At 72.2% G+C, this 23518-nt stretch carries 22 protein-coding genes; 10 read left to right on the top strand and 12 right to left on the bottom strand.

Going from position 1 to position 23518, the window contains the following annotated elements:
• Positions 1-3 precede the first annotated feature (3 nt).
• The gene (locus ACFPFQ_RS21485; RefSeq protein ID WP_379621519.1) at positions 4-858 is read left to right on the top strand and encodes an alpha/beta fold hydrolase; all 855 of its coding nucleotides are present in this window, start codon (positions 4-6) and stop codon (positions 856-858) included.
• Between the two features lie 33 nt (positions 859-891).
• Here ACFPFQ_RS21485 and ACFPFQ_RS21480 read toward each other — a convergent pair whose 3' ends face one another.
• The gene (locus tag ACFPFQ_RS21480) at positions 892-1272 is read right to left on the bottom strand and encodes a MarR family winged helix-turn-helix transcriptional regulator (protein ID WP_379621517.1); all 381 of its coding nucleotides are present in this window, start codon (positions 1270-1272) and stop codon (positions 892-894) included.
• An 89-nt stretch (positions 1273-1361) separates the two neighbouring features.
• On the opposite strand from ACFPFQ_RS21480, the gene ACFPFQ_RS21475 reads away from it, so the two are divergent.
• From ACFPFQ_RS21475 to ACFPFQ_RS21465, 3 genes are all read left to right on the top strand, one after another.
• Positions 1362-2792, top strand: coding sequence for an MFS transporter (locus ACFPFQ_RS21475; protein WP_379621515.1), 1431 nt, complete (start codon positions 1362-1364; stop codon positions 2790-2792).
• Between the two features lie 80 nt (positions 2793-2872).
• On the top strand, positions 2873-3418 hold the full coding sequence (locus ACFPFQ_RS21470) for a carboxymuconolactone decarboxylase family protein (RefSeq protein ID WP_379621513.1): 546 nt from the start codon (positions 2873-2875) through the stop codon (positions 3416-3418).
• A 7-nt stretch (positions 3419-3425) separates the two neighbouring features.
• The gene (locus tag ACFPFQ_RS21465) at positions 3426-3791 is read left to right on the top strand and encodes a VOC family protein (protein WP_379621511.1); all 366 of its coding nucleotides are present in this window, start codon (positions 3426-3428) and stop codon (positions 3789-3791) included.
• A gap of 42 nt (positions 3792-3833) precedes the next feature.
• Here the strand turns inward: ACFPFQ_RS21465 and ACFPFQ_RS21460 are convergent, their stop codons facing one another.
• Positions 3834-4301, bottom strand: a complete 468-nt coding sequence (locus ACFPFQ_RS21460; protein WP_379621509.1) for a winged helix-turn-helix transcriptional regulator — start codon at positions 4299-4301, stop codon at positions 3834-3836.
• A 60-nt stretch (positions 4302-4361) separates the two neighbouring features.
• On the opposite strand from ACFPFQ_RS21460, the gene ACFPFQ_RS21455 reads away from it, so the two are divergent.
• Positions 4362-5768 carry a DHA2 family efflux MFS transporter permease subunit gene (locus ACFPFQ_RS21455; RefSeq protein WP_379621507.1) on the top strand — a complete coding sequence of 469 codons (1407 nt, stop codon included), beginning with the start codon at positions 4362-4364 and terminating at the stop codon, positions 5766-5768.
• A gap of 87 nt (positions 5769-5855) precedes the next feature.
• On the opposite strand, the gene ACFPFQ_RS21450 is transcribed toward ACFPFQ_RS21455, so the two are convergent.
• Positions 5856-7277, bottom strand: coding sequence for an MFS transporter (locus ACFPFQ_RS21450; protein WP_379621505.1), 1422 nt, complete (start codon positions 7275-7277; stop codon positions 5856-5858).
• Positions 7278-7461: 184 nt separating this feature from the next.
• On the opposite strand from ACFPFQ_RS21450, the gene ACFPFQ_RS21445 reads away from it, so the two are divergent.
• Positions 7462-8826, top strand: coding sequence for an ATP-dependent 6-phosphofructokinase (locus tag ACFPFQ_RS21445; protein ID WP_379621794.1), 1365 nt, complete (start codon positions 7462-7464; stop codon positions 8824-8826).
• Positions 8827-8830: 4 nt separating this feature from the next.
• Here ACFPFQ_RS21445 and ACFPFQ_RS21440 read toward each other — a convergent pair whose 3' ends face one another.
• Positions 8831-9424, bottom strand: coding sequence for a DUF1707 SHOCT-like domain-containing protein (locus ACFPFQ_RS21440; protein ID WP_379621503.1), 594 nt, complete (start codon positions 9422-9424; stop codon positions 8831-8833).
• 117 nt (positions 9425-9541) lie between these two features.
• Complete coding sequence (locus tag ACFPFQ_RS21435) at positions 9542-11047, bottom strand: long-chain-fatty-acid--CoA ligase (protein WP_379621501.1); 1506 nt, start codon at positions 11045-11047, stop codon at positions 9542-9544.
• Between the two features lie 116 nt (positions 11048-11163).
• On the opposite strand from ACFPFQ_RS21435, the gene ACFPFQ_RS21430 reads away from it, so the two are divergent.
• Both ACFPFQ_RS21430 and ACFPFQ_RS21425 read left to right on the top strand, forming a co-directional pair.
• A complete protein-coding gene (locus ACFPFQ_RS21430) occupies positions 11164-11652 on the top strand; it encodes a MarR family winged helix-turn-helix transcriptional regulator (protein ID WP_379621499.1) in 489 nt (162 codons plus the stop codon).
• 72 nt (positions 11653-11724) lie between these two features.
• Complete coding sequence (locus ACFPFQ_RS21425; RefSeq protein WP_379621497.1) at positions 11725-13158, top strand: MFS transporter; 1434 nt, start codon at positions 11725-11727, stop codon at positions 13156-13158.
• Positions 13159-13170: 12 nt separating this feature from the next.
• On the opposite strand, the gene ACFPFQ_RS21420 is transcribed toward ACFPFQ_RS21425, so the two are convergent.
• Positions 13171-13935: a crotonase/enoyl-CoA hydratase family protein gene (locus tag ACFPFQ_RS21420; protein ID WP_379621495.1), complete on the bottom strand. Its 765-nt coding sequence runs from the start codon at positions 13933-13935 to the stop codon at positions 13171-13173.
• A 117-nt stretch (positions 13936-14052) separates the two neighbouring features.
• On the opposite strand from ACFPFQ_RS21420, the gene ACFPFQ_RS21415 reads away from it, so the two are divergent.
• Together ACFPFQ_RS21415 and ACFPFQ_RS21410 are read left to right on the top strand one after the other, a co-directional pair.
• Entirely contained in the window at positions 14053-15201 is a 1149-nt protein-coding gene (locus tag ACFPFQ_RS21415; protein WP_379621493.1) for a thiolase family protein, read from the top strand.
• A gap of 7 nt (positions 15202-15208) precedes the next feature.
• Positions 15209-16357: a CaiB/BaiF CoA transferase family protein gene (locus ACFPFQ_RS21410; protein ID WP_379621491.1), complete on the top strand. Its 1149-nt coding sequence runs from the start codon at positions 15209-15211 to the stop codon at positions 16355-16357.
• 130 nt (positions 16358-16487) lie between these two features.
• Here the strand turns inward: ACFPFQ_RS21410 and ACFPFQ_RS21405 are convergent, their stop codons facing one another.
• The 6 genes from ACFPFQ_RS21405 to ACFPFQ_RS21380 all read right to left on the bottom strand — a co-directional run bounded on the left by ACFPFQ_RS21405 (position 16488) and on the right by ACFPFQ_RS21380 (position 23404).
• Positions 16488-17987, bottom strand: coding sequence for a S1C family serine protease (locus tag ACFPFQ_RS21405; protein ID WP_379621489.1), 1500 nt, complete (start codon positions 17985-17987; stop codon positions 16488-16490).
• A gap of 70 nt (positions 17988-18057) precedes the next feature.
• On the bottom strand, positions 18058-18888 hold the full coding sequence (locus ACFPFQ_RS21400) for an N-acetylmuramic acid 6-phosphate etherase (protein ID WP_379621487.1): 831 nt from the start codon (positions 18886-18888) through the stop codon (positions 18058-18060).
• Positions 18889-18892: 4 nt separating this feature from the next.
• The gene (locus ACFPFQ_RS21395) at positions 18893-20317 is read right to left on the bottom strand and encodes a glycoside hydrolase family 3 N-terminal domain-containing protein (protein ID WP_379621485.1); all 1425 of its coding nucleotides are present in this window, start codon (positions 20315-20317) and stop codon (positions 18893-18895) included.
• A complete protein-coding gene (locus ACFPFQ_RS21390) occupies positions 20314-21129 on the bottom strand; it encodes a carbohydrate ABC transporter permease (RefSeq protein ID WP_379621483.1) in 816 nt (271 codons plus the stop codon). Before ACFPFQ_RS21390 ends, ACFPFQ_RS21395 begins: the two co-directional genes overlap by 4 nt.
• Positions 21126-22100, bottom strand: a complete 975-nt coding sequence (locus ACFPFQ_RS21385) for a carbohydrate ABC transporter permease (RefSeq protein WP_379621481.1) — start codon at positions 22098-22100, stop codon at positions 21126-21128. The genes ACFPFQ_RS21390 and ACFPFQ_RS21385 overlap by 4 nt, the downstream gene beginning before the upstream one ends.
• Entirely contained in the window at positions 22097-23404 is a 1308-nt protein-coding gene (locus ACFPFQ_RS21380; RefSeq protein ID WP_379621479.1) for a sugar ABC transporter substrate-binding protein, read from the bottom strand. The genes ACFPFQ_RS21385 and ACFPFQ_RS21380 overlap by 4 nt, the downstream gene beginning before the upstream one ends.
• Positions 23405-23518: the final 114 nt, after the last annotated feature.

The following is a 23518-nucleotide window of genomic DNA, read 5'->3' as shown; positions in this document are numbered from 1 at the left end:
CTCGTGCCTACGTCGACCCGCGGCAACCTGACCTTCGATGTGCGTGTGACCGGGCCCGATGACGGCGATCCGGTGCTGGCGCTGCACGGCTTCCCGCAGCGTGGCAACTCGTGGGATCCGGTGGCGGCGATGCTCGGTGCAAAAGGCTATCGGACGATCGCTCCCGACCAGCGCGGATATTCACCCGGCGCGCGCCCGGTGGGACGCCGCGCGTACGCGCTGGGGGAGATCACCGAGGACGCGATCGCGGTCATCGATGACCTCGTCGGGCCGTCGGGGCGGGTGCACGTGGTGGGCCACGACTGGGGTGCCGCGGTGGCGTGGCGGCTGGCGGCGCGACACCCCGACCGGGTGCGCACGCTCACGGCCGTGTCGGTGCCACCGGCCGCGGCGTTCGTGCGCGCGCTGCTCACCACCCGTCAGGCGTTCGCGTCCTGGTACATGCTGGCGCTGCAGCTGCCGGTACTGCCCGAGCGGCTGCTGGCGGCGGGGGATCGGCCGTTCTCACCCGCGCTCGTGTCGATGCTGCTGCGCACCGGGCAGACCCGGGAAGCCGCCGAACGCGACGCGGCGGGCCTGGCCGATCCGCAGGCGCTCGCGGCGGCGATCGGGTGGTACCGCGGGATGCTCGCCGAGTCGCCGACCGTCTCCGACCCGCCCGTCGAGGTACCCACCCTGTTCGTCTGGAGCGACGGCGACAGCGCGCTGACCCGGCAGTCCACGGCGCTGGTGCACAAGTACGTGACCGGCCCGTTCCGCTACGCCGAGCTGCGGGGCGTCAGCCACTGGGTGCCGGACCAGGCGCCCGTCGAGCTGGCGGAGCTGATGCTGGAGCACCTGGCGGCGCATCCGGGGTGAGGTTCCCGACCTGGCCAACCCACCCGTTGTGGATCACGCAGGGGTGAGCGCGGCCGCCAGCACCGACCGGTGGGTGGCCTGCGCCTCCGCGTGCTTGCGCCTGCCGGCCGCGGTGAGCTCGACGAAGATGCCGCGCCGATCGGTGTCGCACATGTTGCGGGTGACGAAGCCGTCGGCGTCGAGCCGGGCGACCACCCGCGACAGCGCGCTCTGGCTCAGGTGCGCACCAGCGGCGAGCTCCTGCATCCGAACGGACGGCTTGTCGAGCGGGGAGTCGGCCATCTGGTCCAGCACCTCGAACTCGCTGGCACCGAGGCCGTGGCCCTCGCGCAGCGCGCGATCCAGCGCGCACCAGGTGGCGTGGTAGCGCGCCAGCAGATCACGCCAGTCTGCGACGAGCTCGTCCTCGGTCACGGCCGCCACCTTACCATGCGGCGGCATAAAATTCCTGTGCATTGAATGACGTCGCATTAGATGCAGTTGCATGTATAGAGTGCCTCCTCGTGACCACAACGGCATCACCTCTCCTCGCACCCGCCGCGGGGACACGCTGGTCCGCTCGTACCTGGGCGGGTCTGTTCCTCCTCTGCGGGGTGCTGTTCCTCGACGGGCTCGACGTCTCGATGGTCGGCGTCGCGCTCCCGTCCATCGGCACCGATCTCGGCATGACCACTTCCAGCCTGCAGTGGGTCGTCAGCGGCTACGTCCTGGGCTACGGCGGTTTCCTGCTGCTGGGCGGGCGCACGGCCGACCTGCTCGGCAGGCGCACCGTCCTGCTCGTCGCGCTCGGCGTCTTCGCGCTCGCGTCGCTGCTCGGCGGCATCGTCGACGACCCGACGCTGCTGATCGCGGCCCGGTTCATCAAGGGCGTCGCGGCGGCGTTCACCGCGCCGGCGGGCCTGTCCATCATCACCACGACGTTCGCGGAGGGCCCCGCCCGCAACCGCGCGCTGAGCATCTACACCGCGTTCGGTGCGAGCGGGTTCTCGTCCGGCCTGATCCTCGGGGGGCTCATGACCGAGGTCGGCTGGCGCGCGACGTTCCTGCTCCCGTTCCCGATCGCGGTGCTGGTGCTGCTGCTGGGGATCAAGCTGATCCCGCGCCACCCGCGTCCCGAGCTCACCCACCGCGGCTACGACGTCGGCGGCGCCATCACCAGCACCGCGGCGCTGCTGCTGCTCGTCTACACCGTCGTGACGGCGTCCGACGTCGGTTGGACCAGCCTGCGCACGCTCGGCTCGTTCGTGGTCGTGATCGGGTTGGTGGTGGCGTTCATCCTGGTGGAGCGGCGGGTCGCGCACCCGCTGCTGCGCCTGGGCATCCTGCGCAACCGCAAAGTGCTCGCCGCGAACCTGGCCGCGATGGCCGTCTTCGGCTCCTACATCGGCTTCCAGTTCATCGGGGCGCTCTACCTGCAGTCGCTGCTGGGTTGGTCGCCCCTGGGCATGGCGCTGGCGTTCCTGCCTGCCGGGCTGATCGTGGCGTTCGGCGGTCCGCGCACCGGGGCGCTGGTCAACCGGTTCGGTCCCGGGCTGGTCGTGATGGCCGGGCTCGTCGCGTTCACCGTCGGATACGCGCTCTACCTGCGGATCGACGTCGTGGCCGACTACCCGGCGGTGATCCTGCCCAGCATGATCCTGATCGGCCTGGGCTTCGCGCTCGCCTTCCCGGCGCTCAACATCCAGGCCACCACCGGCGTCGTCGACGACGAGCAGGGGCTGGCCTCCGGGCTGGTGCAGACATCCTTCCAGGTCGGCGGGGCGATCAGCCTCGCCATCGTCACGGCGCTGATCAGCGGCGGCCACGCCACGACTCCGACGGCCGTGCTCGACAGCTACCGGCCCGCACTGTGGCTGGTGACCGGGCTGGCACTGGCCGGACTGGCGCTCACGGCCGCGCTGGGCGGTCTGCGCAGGCGAACCGAGGTGGGCTGACGCAGGAGGGCGTCCCTCCTGACGTTGAACGTCGGCAGGGACGCCCTCCTGACGTGGCCGGGCGCCGTAGGGTCCTCCGCATGGCTCGCGTTCCCTACCTCGACCCCGACACCGCCCCGCCCGTCACCGCATCGGCGCTGGGCAAGCTGCCCGCTCTGCACGTGTTCGGGATGATGGCCAACGCCGAGTCGGCGTTCGTGCCCTGGCTGCGCTTCGGCGGCGTCATCCTCAACGACCTCGCGCTCGATCCGCTGCTGCGCGAGCTGGCCATCCTGCAGGTGGGGCGGCTGGCCGCGCGCTACGAGTGGGAGCAGCACGTGGGCATCGCGAAGTCCTGCGGCGCCACCGACGAGCAGATCGCGGCGCTGGACCGCGGGGAGATCGAGGCCGGCTGCTTCAGCCCGGTGCAGCAGTTGGTTCTCGCGTTCGTCGCCGACATGGTGCGCGACGGCGTCGTCCCCGACGACCGGTACGCCGCACTGGCCGCCGAGCTCGACGACCGTCGCATCGTGGAGCTGGCCATGACCACCGCCCAGTACCTGGGCCTGGCGCGGATCATGACGGCGCTGCGGATCGACTCGGACCCGCCGGCGCCGCCCGGTTCGGTCAAGGTCTCGAGCCTGTGACCGGCTGATGGAGATCCTCTCCGGCCGGGTGCTGCTGCGACCCGTCGACAGGGAACGCAGCCTGGCCTTCTACCGCGACGTGCTCGGCCTCGCAATAGCCCGCGAGTTCCCCGGCGGCACGGTGTTCTTCATGGGGAGCGGGTACCTGGAGCTGTCCGGGCAGGCCGACGCGCCGTCGAGCGCCGCGGTGGCGCTGTGGATGCAGGTCCGCGACCTCGACGCGGCCGCGGTCGAGCTCGCCGCGCACGTCGTCCGGGAACCGCGCAAGGAGCCGTGGGGCCTGTCCGAGATGTGGATCACCGATCCGGACGGGACGCGGATCGTGCTCGTGCAGATCCCGCCGGACCACCCGATCCGCCGCGATACCCGCTGAGCCGTCGAGAACGACGGTGTCATGATCCAAAGGCCCCGTTGATCATGGCAACGTCGTTCTCGACGGGGTTGGGAGAGTTACCAGGGTGTCCGCGCGGGTGAGCAGGTGGCCCTCCGTGCAGCGCATCTCGACGCGCACCTGGCCGCCGCAGCCGTGGTGCTCGACGCGGACGGGCGGGCCGTCGGGGCCCGCGCGGTGCTCGTCGCCCCACGCCAGCATCGCCTGCAGCACCGGGCGCAGGTCGCGGCCCGCGTCGGTGAGCTGGTACTCGTGGCGCTCGCGGCGGCCAGGCTCCCGGTAGGGGACGCGCACGACGATGCCGCCCTCGATCAGCGCCTCGAGCCTGCGCGTGAGCACGTTGCGGGCGATGTCGAGGTTCGCGGCGATGTCGTCGAAGCGACGGTGGCCGCGGAACAGGTCGCGCAGCACGAGCACCGTCCAGGCGTCGCCGACGACGGCCGCGGTGCGCGCCACCGAGCACCGGACGCTGTCGAGCTCCTTCGCATCCATGCGTCGACCCTAGCGGACTGGGTTGCGCTGCGGAACTCAGCTACCTACGCTGCGTTGCTTATGAGAACTCAGCCGGCTCGGCCCGGCGCTGTGCTCGCCGTGGCGGCGCTCGGCGCCTTCGTGGCCTTCCTCGACGTGACCATCGTCAACATCGCGTTCCCGGCGGTCTCCGCCGAGTTCGCCGGGGCGTCGCTGGCCGGCCTGTCCTGGGTGATCACGGCCTACAACATCGTCTTCGCGGCGCTGCTGATCCCCGCCGGTCGCCTCGCCGACCAGTTCGGCCGCCGCCGGGTCTTCCTCACCGGCCTGGCGCTGTTCGGGCTGGCCTCGGCCGCGTGCGCGCTGGCGCCGAACGCCGGGGTGCTGGTCGCGGCGCGGGCGGTGCAGGCCGTGGCCGCCGCGCTGCTCGCGCCGTCCTCGCTCGCGCTGCTGCTGCCCGCCTTCCCGCCCGAGCGGCGCGGAGCGGTCGTGGGGGTCTGGGGCGCGACCAGCGCCGTCGCCGCGGCGGCCGGGCCGGCGCTGGGCGGGATGCTCGTCGAGGGGCTGGGCTGGCGCGCGGTGTTCCTCGTCAACGTGCCGATCGTGGTCGCCGTGCTGGTCGCGGGCGTCCTGCTGCTCCCGGAGTCGCGCGACCCCCGCCACGGCATCCCCGACGTCGCGAGCGTGGTGCTGCTCGGCGCCGGTGTGGCGCTGCTGTCGCTGGGGATCGTCAACGGCGAGGGCGGCGCCTGGACGTCGGCGGCGGTCGGGTGGCCGCTGGTGGCCGCGGTGCTGCTGCTGGCCGGGTTCGTGCTGCGCAGCGCCCTGGTCCGCAACCCGCTGGTCGAGCTGGGGCTCTTCCGGGTGCGCGCGTTCGCGGCCGCGACGGCGGGCTACTTCCTCTACTCCGCCGCGTTCTTCGCGCTCCTGCTGTCCAACGTGCTGTTCCTGACCGGTGTCTGGCACCTCGACGTCCTCGTGGCCGGGCTGGCGGTGACGCCGGGGCCGCTGATGGCCGCGCTGGCCGCTCCCGTCGCCGGTCGTCTCACCGACCGCTTCGGCGCCCGCGCGGCGATCGTGCCGGGCGGGCTGCTGTTCGCGGCGGGCACGCTGCTCCTCGCGACGCAGATCGGCGCTGCACCGGACTACGCGGCCGTGTTCCTGCCGGCCGCGATGCTCACCGGCGCGGGCACCGGCACCGTGTACGCCGGGCTCGGGGCCGCATCGGTGGCCCAGCTGCCGCCGTCGCGCTTCGCCACGGGCAGCGCCGTCGGCAACTGCGCCCGGCAGATCGGCGCGGTGCTCGGCGTCGCGCTGCTGCTGTCGGGGCTGGGTGCCGCGGGGGCACAGCTCGGGGCGTTCCGCACGGCCTGGGCGGTGATGGTCGTCGGTGGGGTCGGTGCGGCCGCCTGCGGGCTGGTGGCGGGTGCGGTGCGCGCCCGCCGGTCGGCGCCGCCGCAGCCCGTCACTGCCGAGCCGTTGGGATGAGTGGGCCGTTGGGATGAGTGGGCCGTTGGGATGAGTGGGCCGTTGGGATGAGTGGGCCGTTTGGGATGAGTGGGCCGTTGGGATGAGTCAGGCAGCCTCGGCCAGCACCTGCTCGCAGACCTCGGCGGCCTGCGGGCGCGGGGTGAGGGCGGCGATCACGCACCCCACGGCCGCGCCGGCCGCCGCCGTGGCGAACACCACCGTGTAGGCCGTGCCGGCCGGAAACATCTGACCGTCGGTCATCACGGTGAACCCGGTGGCCACCGCGGCGACCACCGCACTGCACGACGACGTCCCGAGCTGGCGCATCAGGGTGTTGAGGCTGTTGGCCGCGGCGGTCTCGGTCGGCGGCACCGCATCCATGATCAGCATCGGGAGCGCGGAGTAGGAGAGCGCCGCGCCGATCGAGCTGACCGAGGTGGCCACCAGCACCAGCGGGATCGACGCCGGCAGGAACGCCAGCGCGATGTTGCCGACGACGAGGATCGACGTGCCGAGCACCAGCGTGGTCCGGGCGCCCCAGCGGGCGGAGATGCGCGCCGAGACGGGGGAGAAGACCGTCATCGAGATGCCCGTGGGCAGCATGACGATGCCGGCGGCGACCAGCGAGAGCCCGAACCCGTAACCGGTGCCCAGCGGTGCCTGCAGGATCTGCGTGGTGACGAGGAACCCGGCGAACATGGCGAACCCGATGAGGATCGACGCCACGTTCGTCCACAGCACGGCGGGCCGGGCGGAGACGCGCAGGTCGACCAGCGGTGAGCGGGCGCGCAGCTCCCACGCTCCCCATACGACGAAGAGCGCGGCGGCCGCGACCAGCAGCCCGATCACGAGCGGGCTGCCCCAGCCCCACTCGCTGCCCTTCGAGACGGCCAGCAGCATGCACACCAGCGCCCCGGCGAGCCCGATCGCCCCGGGGAAGTCGAAACGGCCGGGGGCGCGCTCGCCCGATGCCGGTACGAGGATCGCGACCAGTGCGATGAGCACCAGCGCGAGCACCGCGGCCCCGGCGAAGAGCCACCGCCAGCTCGTGTGCTGGGCGACGACCCCGGTCAGCGGCAGCCCGATCGCGCCCCCGATCCCGAGCGATGAGCTCATCAGCGCCACGCCGCTGCCCACCCGGTCGGCCCGGAGCAGATCGCGCATGATGCTCATGCCGAGCGGCACCACCCCGAGCGACGCCCCCTGCATCGCCCGCCCGACGATCAGCGTGCCGACATCCGGCGATGCTGCTCCCAGCGCCGACCCCACCGCCACCAGCACCAGTGCCACCAGTAGCAGCCGGCGCCTGCCGTAGAGATCGCCGAGCCTGCCGAGCAGCGGCGCGCAGACCGCGCCGGCCACGAGCGTGGCGGTGACGAGCCACGCCACCGTGGCCGGTGTGGCGTTGAGCAGGCGGGGGAACTGGGGCAGCAGGGGGATCACGAGCGTCTGCATCAACGAGACGCACAGGCCGCACGAGGCGAGGACGGCGATGACGAGTGCCGGACGGGGGGTGAGGGCGACCACTCGATCAGGTGACCACGGGTCGTTGGCAATGGCAAGGTGATTCGTTCTGCCTACATCGCTGGCCCCGATGGGGGTAGGCAGTGCAGACTGTACCGGTCAAGAGAGCCATGACCCCATTGCCGCGGCCTGGCCCCACCACCTCGAGACCCCGTCTCGGGACCGCCGCAGGAGTGCCGTCGTGAGCATCGCCTTCGGAGATGACGACAGCAACGTCGTCGAGCTGCCCCGCCACCAGCCGGCGCCCGATCTCGCCATCGCCACCCTCGGACCGTCGCGGATCACCTCCCCGATGGCTCCGCTGCTCGACGCCCGCCAGACCACCGAGCACTACGTCGACGAGCACGACCGCGTCCTGTTCGACGACACCCTCGAGGGCATCTCCTCCCGCGGTGTCCCGGCCGCCGAGCTGCCCAGCATGGAGCCGTGCGGGCCCCGCCGGAAGATCTACTTCGACCCGGCGAAGACGCGCGCGGCCATCGTGACCTGCGGCGGGCTGTGTCCCGGCCTCAACGACGTGATCGCCGGGCTGGTCCGCACCCTCACCTACCACTACCGGGTCCGCCGGGTGGTCGGCATCCGCAACGGCTACCAGGGCTTCGTCGCGAGCTACGGCCACGACGTCGTCGACCTGACGCCCGAGTCCGTGCGCGACATCGCCACCGACGGCGGCACGGTGCTCGGCACCTCGCGGGGACCGCAGGACCCGGAGGAGATCGTCGACTGCCTGGAGCGGCTGCACGTCAACGTGCTGTTCGTCGTCGGTGGTGACGGCTCGATGCGCGGGGCCATGCAGATCGCCGCGACGGTGGCCGAGCGCGGCCTGCTCATCTCGGTGGTCGGCATCCCGAAGACGATTGACAACGACATCCCCTACATCGACCAGAGCTTCGGCTTCCAGACCGCGTTCTCCCACGCCAGCGACGCGATCCGCGCGGCGCAGGTGGAGGCGAAGTCGACGGCCAACGGGATCGGGCTGGTCAAGCTGATGGGCCGCCACTCCGGCTTCATCGCCTGCTACGCCGCGCTCGCCCGCTCCGGTGCCGACGTGGTGCTCATCCCCGAGGTGCCCTTCGCCCTCGACGGCGAGGGTGGCCTGCTCGCGCACCTGCGCCGTCGCGTGGCCGAGCGCGGGCACGCCGTCGTGGTGGCCGCCGAGGGCGCGGGGCAGGAGCTGCTCGGCCCCGAGGACCGCAGCGACGCCTCCGGCAACGCGCGCCTGCAGGACATCGGCCCCTACCTGCGGCGCCGCATCGGTGACCACTTCGCCGATGCCGGCATCGAGACGTCCATCCGCTACATCGATCCGAGCTACGCGATCCGCAGCGTCCCGGCCAACCCGTACGACTCGGTGTACTGCGTGCGGCTCTCGCAGGCCGCGGTGCACGCGGCGATGTCGGGCCGCACCCAGATGGTGGTGGGCCGCTACCGGCGCCGGTTCGTGCACGTGCCGATGGCGGCCGCGGTGAGCAGGCGCAACCAGGTGGACCCGCACGGTGATCTCTGGCTGGCCGTTCTGGAGTCGACGGGGCAGCCGGTGCGCTTCGCCTGACCGGCTACCGCAGCCAGCCGCCGGACGGGTGGTAGGGCCGCGGGCGCGTCGAGTGCTTGACGGTGATGGTGCCGCACCGGGTGCTGCCCACCACCTCGATGTGCGGGGTGCCGCGCTCGGCCGCAGGCGCCGTCCTGTCGTTGATCAGCCCGATGCCGGCCCGCACCTGGTCCAGGTCGACGGTGGCGCCCGGCGGCAGGACGAGGTCGACGTTGCCGGCGCCGACGTTCAGGTCGACGGTGACGTCGGTGGTGGTGAACCGGGCCTCGGTGAAGTCGAGCCGGACGTTGCCCACCCACGTGCTCACCGCGACCGTCGCGGGCACCACCCAGTGGCCGCTGCGCTGCAGGTCGCCCACCCGGCCGGCGATAGTGAGTACGTCGTCGGCGATGTCCGGCGACAGCCGGGCCCCCGGGAGGTCGATCAGCACCGAGTTGAGGTCGGCCCGCGTGACGGCCGCGTTCGCCACGCCGAGCCGTCCGGTGTACTCGTCGGGCGTCAGCCGCCCCGCCGCCAGCTGCCGGGCGAGCAGCTCGGCGACGTGCTCGCGTTCTGCGTGGGACACCCGCAGGTCCCGGGCCGGGGTGCAGTCGCTCATCACTCCACGGTAGGTACGGCACCGTCGACCGGCATCAGGGCGATCCCTGGCTTTCCCGCGCCAGCTCGGTGAGGGTGACGCCCGACCGCGGGATCGCTCAGGTCCGGGGACGTGCCGTCACACCCCGGTGCCCTCGGGGGCCTCGACCTCGCGGCGCAGGATCTTGCCGGTGGGGCCCTTGGGCAGCGCGTCGACGACCCAGACGTGGCGCGGGTACTTGTAGGCCGCCACCCGCTCCTTGACGAACGCCTTGAGCTCGTCGGGCTCGGCCGACTCGCCCGGCTTGAACGCCACCGCCGCGCCGATCTCCTCGCCGAGGTCGGCGTGCTTGATCCCGATGACGGCGGCCTCGGCGACGGCCGGGTGCTCGTAGAGGGCCTCCTCGATCTCGCGCGGGTAGACGTTGTAACCACCGCGGATGATCAGGTCCTTCTTGCGGTCGACGATCGTGTAGTAGCCGTCGGCGTCTCGCGTCGCGATGTCGCCGCTGCGGAACCAGCCGTCCGGGATCGCCTCGGCCGTGGCCTCCGCGCGGTTCCAGTAGCCCTTCATGACGACCTCGCCGCGGATCGCGATCTCGCCGGGCTCGCCGTCGGCCACCTCGTTGCCCTCGTCGTCGACGAGCTTCATCTCGCAGCCGCGCACCGGGAACCCGATCGAGCCGGGCTTGCGCTCGCTGCCCGGCTGGTTGAACGACGCGACCGGTGAGGTCTCCGAGAGGCCGTAGCCCTCGAGGATCATGCAGCCGAGCTTCTCCTCGAACGCCCGCATGACCTCGACGGGCATCGCGGAGCCACCGGAGATGCAGACGCGCAGCGACGAGACGTCGGCGCCGTCGGCGTCGGGGTTGTTGAGGATGGCCGCGTACATCGTGGGCACGCCCTCGAACACGGTGACCCGGTCGCGCGCGATCACGGCCAGCGCCTTGGCCGGGTCGAACCGCGGGATCAGCGTCAGCGACGCCCCGCTGACCACCGCGGCGTTGAGCCCGCACGTCAGACCGAACACGTGGAACAGCGGCAGGCAGCCCATCATCACGTCGTCGGTGGTGATCTCGATCAGCGTGTCGACGGTGGTGCGGGCGTTGCTGTCGAGGTTGTGGTGCGTCAGCTCGGCGCCCTTGGGCTGGCCGGTGGTGCCCGAGGTGTAGAGGATCACCGCCGTGTCGTCGTCGGCGCGGTCGACGGGGGTGGTGAGCGGTGTGGCGTCACCGACCTGCTCCTTGGAGAGGCCCAGCGCGCTCACCGTCACGGCGTCGACGCCGACGGCCTTCCCGCCCGCGGTGACCGCGTCACCGCCGCCGTCCCAGCCGAAGACCAGTGACATGCCCGAGTCCTTGAGGTAGTACTCGACCTCGCGCGCCTTGAGCAGCGGGTTCATCGGCACGACCGTGGCGCCGGCCAGCAGGGCCCCGTAGAACAGCACCGGGAAGGCGGGGACGTTGGGCAGCACGATCCCGATCCGGTCGCCGGGCTCGATGCCCCGCGCCTGGAGCATGCCCGCGGCCGCAGCCGCCTGGGCGTGCAGCTCGGAGTAGGTGAGCACGAAGTCGTCCAGCCGTACCGCGGGCCGGGACCCGTGCTCGGACGCCGCTGTCACGAGATTGGCTGCGAGATTGGTCATGGCCAGACCTTATTGCCTGGTGGCCCGGTCCGCAGGGAGGCTCGGACCTGCCGATCCGGATCGTCCCGTCGCGGGATCATCCCGTTGCGGATGGTCGTAGTGTGGAACGTATGGACATGCGCAGCAACGACGAGATCCGCGGTGACCTGTCGTTCCTCCTCGACAAGGCGAGCCAGTCCCTCGCGGCGCGCATGACGGCCGCGCTGTCGGACGTCGGGGTCACGCCGCGCGGCTACTGCGTGCTCATGAAGGCCATGCCGGGGGAGCTCACGCAGGGCGAGATCGCCGAGATCGCACTGCTCGACAAGACCACGATGGTGGTGACGGTCGACCACCTCGAGGGCGCCGGACTGGCGCGCCGCACGCCGGCACCCACCGACCGGCGGGCCCGGATCGTCGAGACCACCGACGAGGGTGCCCAGGTCGTGGCGAGGGGTCGCACGATCATCGACGGCGTCTTCGACGACGTACTGGGGGTCCTCACGGAGCCGGAGCGCGCCGCCTTCCTCGACGCGATGGTGAAGCTGGTCGGGGCCGGCGGGCCGCTCTCGGGTGCGGCGCAGGGCGAGCAGGTGCCGCGACGCAAGTCCTCTCGAACGGTCTAGTTGATTTCAGGATCGTCTAGAACGGGACTATCTGTTACGGTCCCTCTTGGAGCTCTCGTCCAGGAGGTACTGATGGCTGTCCCTGCCGCGCCGGGCATCGAACGTCCGATGCGCTCGCGCTGGTTCGCGCTCGCCGTGCTCTGCGGCGGCCTACTCATGATCATTCTCGACGGCACGATCGTCAGCACGGCACTGCCGACGATCCAGTCGGATCTCGGCTTCTCCCCGGAGGGTCTGGCCTGGACGGTCAACGCCTACCTCGTCCCGCTCGGCGGCCTGCTGCTGCTCGCCGGGCGGCTGGGCGACCTGCTGGGACGCCGCCGGATGCTGGTCGCAGGCCTCTCGCTGTTCGTGGTGGCCTCGCTGCTGTGCGGGCTCGCCGTCGGCCCGGAGATGCTCGTGGCGGCCCGGTTCGTGCAGGGCGTCGCGGCGGCCATGGCCTCGGCCGTGGTGCTCGGCATGATCGTCGAGCTGTTCCCCGAGCCTGCCGAGCGGGGGCGGGCGATGGGCGCCTACGCCTTCGTCGGTGCTGCCGGGGCGTCGATCGGGACGCTGTTGGGCGGCGTGCTCACCGATGCCGTCGGCTGGCCGTGGATCTTCTTCGTCAACGTCCCGATCGGGATCGTCGTCGTGGTGCTCGCGCTGCGCACCCTCCCGGCCGACGGGCCCCGCACCGGCTCCGGGCATGCCGACGTGCTCGGCGGCGTGCTGGTGACGGCCGGGCTGGCGGCACTGGTCTTCACGATCATCGCGCCCTCCGGACCGCTGGTGCGGGTGATCGCAGGGGTGGTGGCCGGCACGCTGCTGGTGGCGTTCGTGCTGCGGCAGCGTCGTCCCAGCAGGCCACGCACCGCGCCAGGGGCAGGCGCCGAGCCGCTGGTGGACCTGCGCGTCTTCCGGTCCCGGGCCGTCAGCGGCGGCAACGTCGCGCAGTTGCTCGTCGTGGCCGCGATGATGGGTTTCCAGTTCACCGTCGCGCTCTACCTGCAGCATTCGCTCGGCTACACGCCCACGCAGGCCGGGCTCGCGCTGCTGCCCGTGCCGGTCGTGATCGCCGTGGTGTCGCTGACCGCGGCGGGACGGCTGATCACGCGGTTCGGGGCGCGCGCCGTGCTGGTCGTGGGGGAGTCCGTGCTGGTGGTGGGCCTGGCGCTGCTCACCGTGACGGTAGGTGGGGACTATGCCGTGAGCATCCTGCCGGCGATGGTCCTGCTGGGGCTGGGGGCCGGCGTGGTGATCCCCGCCGTCAACACGGTGATCATGTCGGATGCCACGCCGCAGAACGCCGGGCTCGCGTCCGGGCTGGCCAACACCAGCCAGCAGGTGGGCGCCGCCATCGGCATCGCGGTGCTGGCCGCGCTGGCCGCCGCCCGCACCGACGGCCTGGTGACCGGGGGTGTCCCGACCGCAGCGGCGCTGGCGAGCGGCTACCAGCTGGCCTTCGCGATCAGCGCGGTGCTGGCGGCACTGGCCACGGTGGTGACGCTGGTGGTGCTGCGCCGCTGACGCACACCCTGCTCACTCCCCGCGCCACACCGGCGCGCGCTTCTCCGCGAACGCCGTGGCGCCCTCGCGCGCGTCCTTCGACACCATGACCGGGCCCATGATCTTCGCCTGGCGGTCCCAGCGCTCGGCCGCCGGCCAGTCGGGGGACTCCGCGATGATCTGCTTGGTGGCCCGCACGGCCAGCGGGCCGCTCTGGCTGATCTTCGCGGCGAGCTCGAGCGCACCCTCCAATGCCTTGCCCGGCTCGGTGAGCCGGTTGACCAGTCCCCACGCCTTCGCGTCCTCGGCGCCGAAGAACTCCCCGGTCAGGGCGTACTCCATCGCGATCGCCCGCGGGATCCGCTGCGGCAGCCGGAACAGGCCGCCCGCACCTGCCACGAGCGAGCGCTTCGCCTCGGGGAGCCCGAACTTCGCCTCGCGCGAGGCGACGATCAGGTCGCAGGCCAGCGCGATCTCGCAGCCGCCGGCCAGCGCGTAGCCCTCGACGGCGGCGATGATCGGCTTGGCCGGCGGCGTCAGCGTGATGCCGGCGAGCCCGCGGCCCTCGACGACCGGGATGTCGCCGGTGAGGAACGCCTTCAGGTCCATCCCCGAGCTGAACGACCCGCCGGCGCCGGTCAGGATGCCGACCGTGATCGACGGGTCGGCGTCCAGCTCGTCCAGCGCCGCCGCGACGCCGCGGGCCAGTGCCCCGTTCACCGCGTTGCGGGCCTGCGGGCGGTTCATGGTGATCACCAGGACCGCGCCGTCGCGCTCGGTCAGCACCTCGTCGGACACAAAGACCTCCCCATCTCGGCGGATGTGACGCGGCTCGCTCGCCCGCGCACCCGGATCGGAGCCTATCCTCAAACAGACAGGTCTGACTGGTACGAACTGCAGTGAGGGAGTTCGGGTATGCGGGACGCAGTGATCGTGGAGGCCGTGCGTACACCGGTCGGCAAGCGCAACGGTGGGCTGTCCGGGGTGCACCCCGTGGACCTCTCTGCGCACGTGCTGCAGGCGCTGGCCGCCCGGACGGGCATCGATCCTGCCGTCGTCGATGACGTGATCTGGGGCTGCGTCGGCCAGGTGGGCGAGCAGACGTTCGACATCGGCCGCAACGCGGTGCTCGCCGCGGGCTGGCCGGAGACGGTCACCGGCGTGACGATCGACCGGCAGTGCGGGTCGAGCCAGCAGTCCGTCCACTTCGCCGCGGCGGGACTGATCGCCGGCCAGTACGACGTGGTCGTCGCCGGCGGTGTCGAGTCGATGTCGCGGGTGCCGATGGGGGCGTCGTCGCAGGGTGCCGACCCGCTGGGCCCGCTGTACCTGGCTCGTTACGACAACGTGCGTCCCAACCAGGGCGTGGGCGCCGAGATGATCGCCGAGCGGTGGGGCTTCTCCCGCACGCAGCTCGACGAGTTCTCCGCCGCGTCGCACGAGAAGGCGGCTGCCGCGCAGGACGCAGGCCGGTTCGACGCGCAGATCGCGCCGGTCACGCTGCCCGACGGCACCGTGATCAGCAAGGATGAGGGCATCCGCCGCGGGTCGTCGGTGGAGTCGCTCTCCGGGCTCAAGACGGTGTTCAAGCCCGAGGGCGGCGTGATCACCGCCGGCAACGCCTCGCAGATCTCCGACGGCTCCGCGGCGCTGCTGATGATGACTTCGGAGAAGGCCGCGGCACTGGGCCTGACGCCGATCGCCCGGGTGCACACCGCGGTGCTCGCCGGTGCCGATCCGGTGATCATGCTGACCGCGCCGATCCCCGCCACCCAGAAGGCGCTGGTCAGGAGCGGTCTGGGCATCGACGAGATCGGGGCGTTCGAGGTCAACGAGGCATTCGCGCCGGTTCCGCTGGCCTGGCTCGCCGAGCTCGCGGCGGACCCGAAGGCGCTCAACCCCAACGGCGGCGCGATCGCGCTGGGCCACCCGCTCGGCGGCTCCGGTGCCCGGCTGATGACCACGCTCGTGCACCAGATGCGCGACAACGGCATCCGCTACGGCCTGCAGACGATGTGCGAGGGCGGCGGCCAGGCCAACGCCACGATCCTCGAGCTGCTGTGATCGCCGCATGATCGATGACGCCACCCCGGCCACCGGACCGCTGGCCGGGGTGGTCGTCGCCGACTTCTCCCGGGTGCTGGCCGGTCCGTACGCCACGATGATGCTGGCCGACCTCGGCGCCACGGTGATCAAGGTGGAGGGCCCTCCCACGGGCGACGACACCCGGATCTGGACGCCGCCGACGCGCGACGGCGTGGCCACCTACTACCTGTCGATCAACCGCAACAAGCACTCGATCCTGCTCGACCTCGCCGATCCGGACGATCTCGCGGTGGCGCAGCGGCTCGCCGCGCGCGCCGACGTCATGATCGAGAACTTCAAGCCGGGCGGGCTGGTGCGGTTCGGGCTGGACTACGCCCGGGTCGCCGCCGCGAACCCGGCCGTCGTCTACTGCTCGATCAGCGGGTTCGGCCCGGCCGGGGGCGCCGCGCTGCCGGGCTACGACCTGCTGGTGCAGGCGACGTCGGGGCTCATGAGCCTCACCGGCGAGCCCGACGGGCCGCCGTTGCGCGCAGGGGTCGCGGTGTTCGACGTGATCACGGGGCTGCATGCGGCCGTCGCGATCCTCGCCGCGCTGCACCACCGCGACCGCACCGGCGAGGGCCAGCTGGTGGAGACGAACCTGCTGTCGGCGGCGCTGTCGGGGCTGGTCAACCAGACCTCCGCCTACCTGGCGGGCGGTGTCGTGCCGGGACGGCTCGGCAACGCGCACCTGAGCCTGTTCCCGTACGAGCCGCTGCCCACCGGCGACGGCGACCTGATCATCATCGCGGCCAACGACGGCCAGTTCCGCAAGCTCGTCACCGCGCTGGGTGTGTCGGAACTGCTCGACGACCCGCGGTTCGGCTCGATGGCTGAGCGCAACGCCCACCGCGACGCGCTGCGCCCGCTGCTGCTCGCACCGCTGGCCACGCGCTCGGCGCAGGAGTGGTTCGAGGTGCTCAGCGCGGCGGGGGTGCCGTGCGGGCCGATCAACACCGTGGACCAGGGCCTGGAGCTCGCCGCGAAGCTGGGGCTCGAGCCGGTGGTGGAGCCCGGCGGCGTCCCGAGCGTCCGCAACCCGGTGACGTACTCGGCCACCCCGCCGTCCTACCGCCGCCCGCCGCCCGCGCTGGGCGCCGACGGCGACGCGGTCCGCGCCTGGCTGGCCGGCTGAGCCCACCGGACCGTCACGGCCGTGAAACGGCGAAACCCCAGGTCGCGGCTGAAGTCCGCGGTCCGGGGTTCCGCCCTGTAGGGCCACGACCCGGGCGGAAGTGGATCCGCCGAGGCCGGTTTTCAGGTGGTCAGTTGCCGCCGAACGGGCTGCCGTTGCCGCCCTCGCCGTTGCCGCCGCCGGTGCCGCCGTTGCCCCCGCCGTTGCCACCGCCGAAGGGCGAGCGGCCGAACGGGCTGGTGCTCTCCCCGCCGGTGCTGGTGCTGGCGGCCTTGTCGGGCTGGCTGCCGAGCGTGACCTGGGCGGTGCGGGTGGCCCCGCCGTTGGTGAGGGTGAGCGTGACCTGCTGGCCGGGTGCGTAGGAGCCGATCCGGGCGATGAGGTCGGCGAAGTTCTGCACCGTGGCGTCGCCGACCTTCGTGACGACGTCGCCCGCGGCGAGCCCGGCCGCTGCGGCAGGCGAGCCCGCCACGACCTGGCCGATCTGCGCCCCACCGGTGCCCGAGCCGGCCGCGTTGCCCTGCACGCCGAGCACCGGCTTGCTGGCCGTGCCGGTGCTCATGATCTCCTGCGCGATGCGCTTGGCCTGGTCGATCGGGATGGCGAAGCCGAGGCCGATGCTGCCGTCGCTCTGGCCGCCGCCGGTGGCGATGGCCGAGTCGATGCCGACCACCTGGCCGTCGAGGTTGATCAGCGGGCCACCGGAGTTGCCGGGGTTGATCGCCGCGTCGGTCTGCAGCCCGTTGTAGACGATGGCCGAGCCGTCCTCGCCCTGCGTGGAGACGGTGCGGTTGAACGCGCTGACGATGCCGCTGGTGACGGTGCCGGTGAGGCCCTTCGGCGAGCCGATGGCCACCACGGTCTGGCCCACCTGCAGGTCGGCGCTGCGACCGAGCGTGGCGGGGGTGAGGCCGGAGACGTTCTGGATCTTGAGGACCGCGAGGTCGTAGCTCGGGGAGGTGCCGACGATGGTGGCCGTGTGCGTGGTGCCGTCGGCCAGCGTGACGGTGACCGGGCCCTGGGTGCCCGCGACGACGTGGTTGTTGGTGAGCACGTTGCCGTCGGCGGTGAGGATCACGCCCGTGCCCTCGACGGTGCCCTGCGCGACCTTCCCCTGGATGTCGACGGTGCTCGGCGTCATCTTCGCCGCGGCGGCCGGCACCGAACCCGGGGTGAGGGCCGAGGCGTTGGTGCTCGACGGCGACGACGTGAGCTGCGTGCCGCCCGACGGGCTGCCCAGCAGCGCGTAGGCGCCACCGAAACCGGCGCCGCCGCCGACGATGCCGGCGATCAGGGCCGCGGCCACGATCCCGCCCATGGCGCGCTGCTTGCGCGGCTTCTCGGTGGTGGGGCCGGGCAGCGGGTTGACCGCGGTCTGGCTGTAGGGGTTGGTGCCGTAGTGCGGCGGGCCCGACGACCAGCTCGGGCCGGACTGGGCCGGGCCGGGGTACGCGGGACCGTGACCGCCGGGATTGCCGGCGGGATTGCCACCAGGGGGATTGCCGCCGGCGGGGGCGCCGCCCACGGGTGCGGTGGCCGCGGTGTAGGACGGAACGGGGGGCTGCTCGGTACGGGGGCGATCGGTCGGTGCGCTCGCGTCCCGGCCCTGCTCCCTCTGCTCGTCGCTCATGACACATAGATTGCCTCCCGTTTCTGGGAGGTAGCTGAGGAGCGCCTGGGAATCCGTTCGCGTTTCGGTCTCAGGTTGCCAGCAGTTGCTGCAGCGCGGCGCGGGTGTTGCCCGCCGCCGCGTCCAGCGCGGCGCCGACGGCCGCCTGGTCGGCCCCGGTGATCTCGATCAGGATCCGCTGCGCGCGGCGGCGCAGCTTCTCGTTCGAGGCGACCACGTCGATCATCCACGGACCGTGGGTGCGGCCGATGCGCACCATCGCGGCCGTCGACAGCACGTTGAGGGCCACCTTCTGGGCGGTGCCTGCGGTCAGCCGGGTGGACCCGGAGATCACCTCGGGCCCGGTGAGCAGCTCGACGGCGACGTCGGCGCGGGCGGCTGCCGGGCTGTCGGCGTTGTTGACGATCGCGACGGTGGCCGCACCCGCGGCCCGGGCCACGTCGAGCGCGGCGAGCACGTACGGCGTCCGGCCCGAGGCGGAGATCCCCACGACGAGGTCGAGCGGGCCGGGGGAGCGCTCGCGCAGGTCGGCCGCGCCCGCTGCGGTGTCGTCCTCGGCGCCCTCGACCGCCATGTCGGCGGCCCGCGAACCCCCGGCCAGCACCGCCTGCACCATCTCGGACGACACGCCGAAGGTCGGCAGGCACTCGGCGGCGTCGAGCGCGGCGAGGCGGCCGGGGGTGCCGGCGCCGACGTAGATCAGCCGCCCGCCCCCGCCGAGCGCGTGCTCGGCGAGCGCGACGGCCTCGGCCAGCTGCCTCGATGCCGCGGCGAGCACCGCGGGCACCGCGGCCTCGGCCGCCAGCAGCACGTCGACGATGTCACCCGGGGACCGCTCGTTGAGGTCCTCGAGCCCCGGCCGAGCGCCCTCGGTGCCGAGCCCGTCCAGTTCCTGGCTCACCCATCTACCCCTTGTCCGTCGTGCGTTCGAGCAGGTCGGCAGCCGTCTCGGCGTGCACCCGCCCGTCCCCCCACAGCGTCACCGACGGCGACACCGATGCCCCCTCGACCGGCAGCCCGATCTGTACCACGACCGTGTCGGGCCGCTGTGCCCTCAGGTCGGCGAGTGCCGCGTTCGGCCCGTCGACCAGCGCGACGACCGGACGCCCGGCCGGCAGCGGATCGAGGACGGCGCCCACGGTGACGCTCGCGTCGCGCGTCCGCAGGGCCGCGACCAGCCACGGTTCGTGGGCGCCCGCCGCGACGCCCGGCCCGTGTGTCAGGTCGACGACGTGGGCCCCCCGTCCCACGCCCACGTCGCCGACCACGTCCACGACGCGGCGCAGCACGGCAGAGCCGGCACCGGTACCGGTGAACGGGAGCACCGGACGCGCTCCGATCCAGCCGGACAGCTCCGCGACGCGCTGTTGCGCCTGCTCCACCCGCGCGCGGGAGAGCGTGCCGTCCTGCAGCGCCGCGAGCACGGCGTCGCGCACCTCACGGTAGCCGAGCTCGTCGTCGTAGGGCGTGGGGAACCCGGGGTTGCCGGTGCACAGCAGGTCGACGCCCGCGGCGAGCGCGGCCACCGCACCCGGGCCCCGGCCGATGCCCTGGGCGATCGCGTGCATGTCCAGCGCGTCGCTGATGACGACGCCGTCGAAGCCCAGCTCGGTGCGCAGCAGCCCGAGCACCGTGGCGCTCATCGTGGCCGGCGCGGGGTCCAGCGCGGGGAAGACGACGTGGGCGGTGAGGACCGCGCGCACGCCCGCGCCGACCGCGGCCGCGAACGGCGGCAGGTCCCGGGAGCGCAGCGTCGCCACGTCGGCCGCGACGGTCGGCAGCGCCACGTGCGAGTCGACGGTGGTGGACCCGTGGCCGGGGAAGTGCTTGGCCGCGGCTGCCACCCCCGCGCCCTGCAGCCCGCGCACGAACGCCGCGGTGTGCCGGGACACGAGGTCGGCGGTGGCGCCGAAGGAGCGGATGCCGATCACCGGGTTCTCCGGCTCGGCGTTGACGTCCGCGACGGGGGCGAGCACGAGGTCGATGCCCGCTGCCCGGCACTGGCGGCCCAGCCCGGCCGCGACGGCCTCGGTGGCGACGACGTCGTCGAGGCGCCCGAGTGCCGCGGCGGCAGGCCACGACGAGCCGGCGGCGTGCTCGAGCCGGGTGACCGAGCCGCCCTCCTCGTCCGAGGCGATGAGGAAGCCGGGCCGACGGGCGTGCAGCTCGGCGGTCAGGCCGGTGAACCCGGCCTCGACGTTGGAGGCGAACACGCAGACCCCGCCCAGCCCGCCGTCGATCGCCCGCGCGAGCCAGTCGGGCACCCGCGGACCGGCGAAACCGGGCAGGAGCACACCGTCGGCCAGCCGTTCCAGCGCCGGATCGGTCACCCCTTCACCGCGCCCGCGACGAGCCCGTCGGTGAGCCGCTTCTGCGCGATGATGAAGAAGATCATCACCGGGATCGTGATGATCGTGGACGCGGCCATCACCGAGCCCCAGTCGGTGCCGTGCTGGCCGAAGAACTGCCGCAGCCCGACCGCCACCGTGTAGTTGTCGTCCTGCGACATGAACGTCAGCGCGAAGATGAACTCGTTCCACGCGGTGATGAAGGAGAAGACGCTGGTGGCCACCAGGCCCGGCGCGACCAGCGGGAACAGCACCGACCAGAACATCCGCCACCACGACGCCCCGTCGAGGAAGGCGGCCTCCTCGAGCTCGACGGGCACCGCGGCGACGAAGCCGCGCAGCGTCCAGATCGCGAACGGCAGCGAGAACGCCAGGTAGACGATGACCAGGCCCATCAGGCTGTTGAGCATCCCGAGGTTGCGCGCCTGCACGAACAGCGGGATGACCAGCGCCTCCAGCGGCACCATCTGGATGATCAGGACCATCACCAGCACCGACGTGCGGAAGCGGAAGCGGAACCGGGCCACGGCCACGGCGGCCAGCATCGCCAGCGCGGCGCTGATGATGACCGTGGCGATGGCGACGATCAGCGAGTTGAGCAGGTAGGTGCCGAAGCCGCCCTCGCGGAAGACGTAGGTGAAGTTGTCGAACGTCCAGCTGTCGGGCCACAGCGTGCGCGAACCCGCGTTGGCCCGGCCGTTGAGCGAGGTGGAGACCATCATCCAGACGGGCAGCAGCGTGAACGCCAGCACCGCGGCGACCCCGACGCCCTTGCCGACGGACCGGATCGTCACAGCTCCTCCTCCTTGAACAGCAGCCGCAGGTAGGCGAGCGTGATCCCGAGCAGTAGCAGGGTGAGCAGCACGGCGATGGCGGCGCCGACCCCGAACTTGTTCTGGGCGAAGGACTCCGAGTAGGACCAGGTGCCGAGGTTGAGCACGCCCCGGTTGATCCCGTCACCGCCGGGCATCAGGTAGATCTGCGTGAACACCTTGAAGTCCCAGATGGTCGAGAGCACCGTGACCACGGCGAACACCTGCCGCAGCATCGGGAACGTCACCGACCAGAAGCGCCGCCACGCGTTCGCGCCGTCCATCAGCGCGGCCTCGGTGAGCTCCTTCGGGATCGTCATCAGCCCGGCCAGCACGGTGAGCGCGACGAACGGGAAGCCGTGGTGCACCACGTTGAGCGCGGCGATCGCGTAGAACGAGATCCGGTCGTTGAACGGGTTGGCGGTGGCCGCGTCGACCAGCCCGAAGGCCTGCAGCGCCTGCAGTGCGACCCCGTCACCCGGGGTGAACAGGAAGACCCACACGTAGGTGCCCGTGACCGCCGGGATCGCCCACGCCGCCATGATCGCGGTGGTGACCAGGCCGCGGGTCAGCGGCTTGAGCTTCGCGAGCAGCAGCGCCACCAGCGTGCCGAGCACCACGGTGAGCAGCACCGTCACGATCGCGAAGACCACCGTGTTGGGCAGGACGGTGGTCCACAGCGTGCTGGTGCCCAGCACCGAGCCGTAGTTGTCGAGCCCGACCCAGTTGTTCGCCCCGGTCCGCAGCTCGCGCAGCCCGAAGTTCTGCAGCGACAGCACGACCACCCGGATCAGCGGCCACAGCAGCAGGCCCGCCATCGCCACCAGTGCGGGCGCCAGCAGCAGCCACGGCCGCCACTTCTGCGAGCCCGGACGGCGGGTGGGACGGCCCGGCCGGGCCGCGGGGGTGCCCGCGGCCCGGCTCGGCGTCGTGCGTGGCGAGACGGTCGTCACGATCCTGCGAAGATCTGGTTCATCTCGGCGGCCGCGTCCGAGGTGGCCTTCTCGACCGTCTTCTCGCCGGTGAGGATGGACCGCATCATCGCCGCGATCGTCTTCTTGCCCTGGATCTTGCCGAACAGCGGGGTGACGGGCACGCTGCGCCCGGCGTCCACCATCTGCTTGGCGAACGGCGCCACCAGCGGGTCCGGGGACTGCGCGGCCTGCTGCATGAGCGCGGTGGTGCCGGGGAAGTAGCTCGAGTCGCTGCTCCACTTCTGGGCGAAGTCACCGGTGCCCATCAGCTTGACGAGCTCCCACGCCAGCTCCGGGTTCTTGGTGCCGTCGAAGATCGACAGGAGCGACCCGCCGAGCACGGACGGCGCGAGCCCGCCGGTCGGGCCGGGGAGGGCGAACGCGCCGATCTTGCCCTTCAGGTCGGGTGCGGCCTGCAGGATCGCCTTCGGCGTCCAGCTGCCGGAGATCGTCATCGCGGCCTGGCCCTTGGTGAAGGCGTCACGCAGGTCGGTCTCGCGCCATGTCGCCGCGGCGGGGGTGGAGAAGCCGTTCTTCACCGCGAGGTCGGAGTAGAACTGGATGCCCTTGCGCGACTCGGGTGAGTCGATCGCCGAGGTCCACTTGCCATCCTTCTCGGTGGCGATCTGGCCACCGGCGCCCCAGACGAACGGGTAGACGGCGAACTCGTTGTCGCCCGCGATCGGGAACGGCAGCATGTCCGGCTTCGCGGCCTTGATCTTCGCGGCGGCGGCGACCATCTCGTCCCAGGTGGTGGGCGGGGTGATGCCCAGCTCCTGGAAGACGTCGGTGCGGTAGACCACCGAGCGGACGCCCGCGTACCAGGGCATGCCGTAGAGCCCGCCGTCGAGCGTGCCCGCCTCCTTGAGGCCGGCCACCAGCCCGTCGGTGAGGCCGGCCTGCTTCACCTGCTGGGTGAGGTCGACCAGCGCGCCGATGTCACCGAACTCGCCCGCCCAGGTGGTGCCGATCTCGGCGACGTCCGGCGTGGTCTTGCCGGCGATCGAGGTCAGGAACTTGTCGTGCGCCGAGGCCCACTGCTGGAACTGGACGTCGAGGGTGGCGCCGGTCTGCTTGGTGAACGCGGCCTTCAGGTCGTCGAAGAACGGCTTGGAGTTCGGGTTGGTGCCCTCCATGATCCAGAGGGTGACCGTCTTGCCGGTTCCGTCGGCGGGCGATCCGCCCGCCGCGGGGGCGCTGCTGCCGCCGCAGCCGGCGAGCGCGAGCGCCGCCACCGCCGTCAGCGCGACGCCCGCGCGGCGTACCGCGCGTGCTCCGGTCATCGACCACATGGTGGTTCCCTTCCGAGAAAGTTCCTCGCCCCGTCGCGAAGCAGACCGCTTTGTGAGACCAGAGGTCTAATATGGGCGAGACTTTAACCCGGACGCCCCGGCCCC

It is taken from the genome of Pseudonocardia sp. GCM10023141 (assembly GCF_042653605.1).
This window is presented reverse-complemented; position numbering and strand designations above follow the sequence as displayed.

Excerpts from the sequence above, each read along its gene's own strand:
- ACFPFQ_RS21440 (WP_379621503.1), bottom strand. The coding sequence starts at position 9,424 with ATGAGCGACTGCACCCCGGCCCGGGACCTGCGGGTGTCCCACGCAGAA.
- ACFPFQ_RS21430 (WP_379621499.1), top strand. The coding sequence starts at position 11,164 with ATGCGCAGCAACGACGAGATCCGCGGTGACCTGTCGTTCCTCCTCGAC.
- ACFPFQ_RS21410 (WP_379621491.1), top strand. The coding sequence starts at position 15,209 with ATGATCGATGACGCCACCCCGGCCACCGGACCGCTGGCCGGGGTGGTC.
- ACFPFQ_RS21380 (WP_379621479.1), bottom strand. The coding sequence starts at position 23,404 with ATGACCGGAGCACGCGCGGTACGCCGCGCGGGCGTCGCGCTGACGGCG.
- ACFPFQ_RS21435 (WP_379621501.1), bottom strand. The coding sequence starts at position 11,047 with ATGACCAATCTCGCAGCCAATCTCGTGACAGCGGCGTCCGAGCACGGG.
- ACFPFQ_RS21470 (WP_379621513.1), top strand. The coding sequence starts at position 2,873 with ATGGCTCGCGTTCCCTACCTCGACCCCGACACCGCCCCGCCCGTCACC.
- ACFPFQ_RS21415 (WP_379621493.1), top strand. The coding sequence starts at position 14,053 with ATGCGGGACGCAGTGATCGTGGAGGCCGTGCGTACACCGGTCGGCAAG.
- ACFPFQ_RS21465 (WP_379621511.1), top strand. The coding sequence starts at position 3,426 with ATGGAGATCCTCTCCGGCCGGGTGCTGCTGCGACCCGTCGACAGGGAA.
- ACFPFQ_RS21425 (WP_379621497.1), top strand. The coding sequence starts at position 11,725 with ATGGCTGTCCCTGCCGCGCCGGGCATCGAACGTCCGATGCGCTCGCGC.
- ACFPFQ_RS21405 (WP_379621489.1), bottom strand. The coding sequence starts at position 17,987 with ATGAGCGACGAGCAGAGGGAGCAGGGCCGGGACGCGAGCGCACCGACC.
- ACFPFQ_RS21460 (WP_379621509.1), bottom strand. The coding sequence starts at position 4,301 with ATGGATGCGAAGGAGCTCGACAGCGTCCGGTGCTCGGTGGCGCGCACC.
- ACFPFQ_RS21455 (WP_379621507.1), top strand. The coding sequence starts at position 4,362 with ATGAGAACTCAGCCGGCTCGGCCCGGCGCTGTGCTCGCCGTGGCGGCG.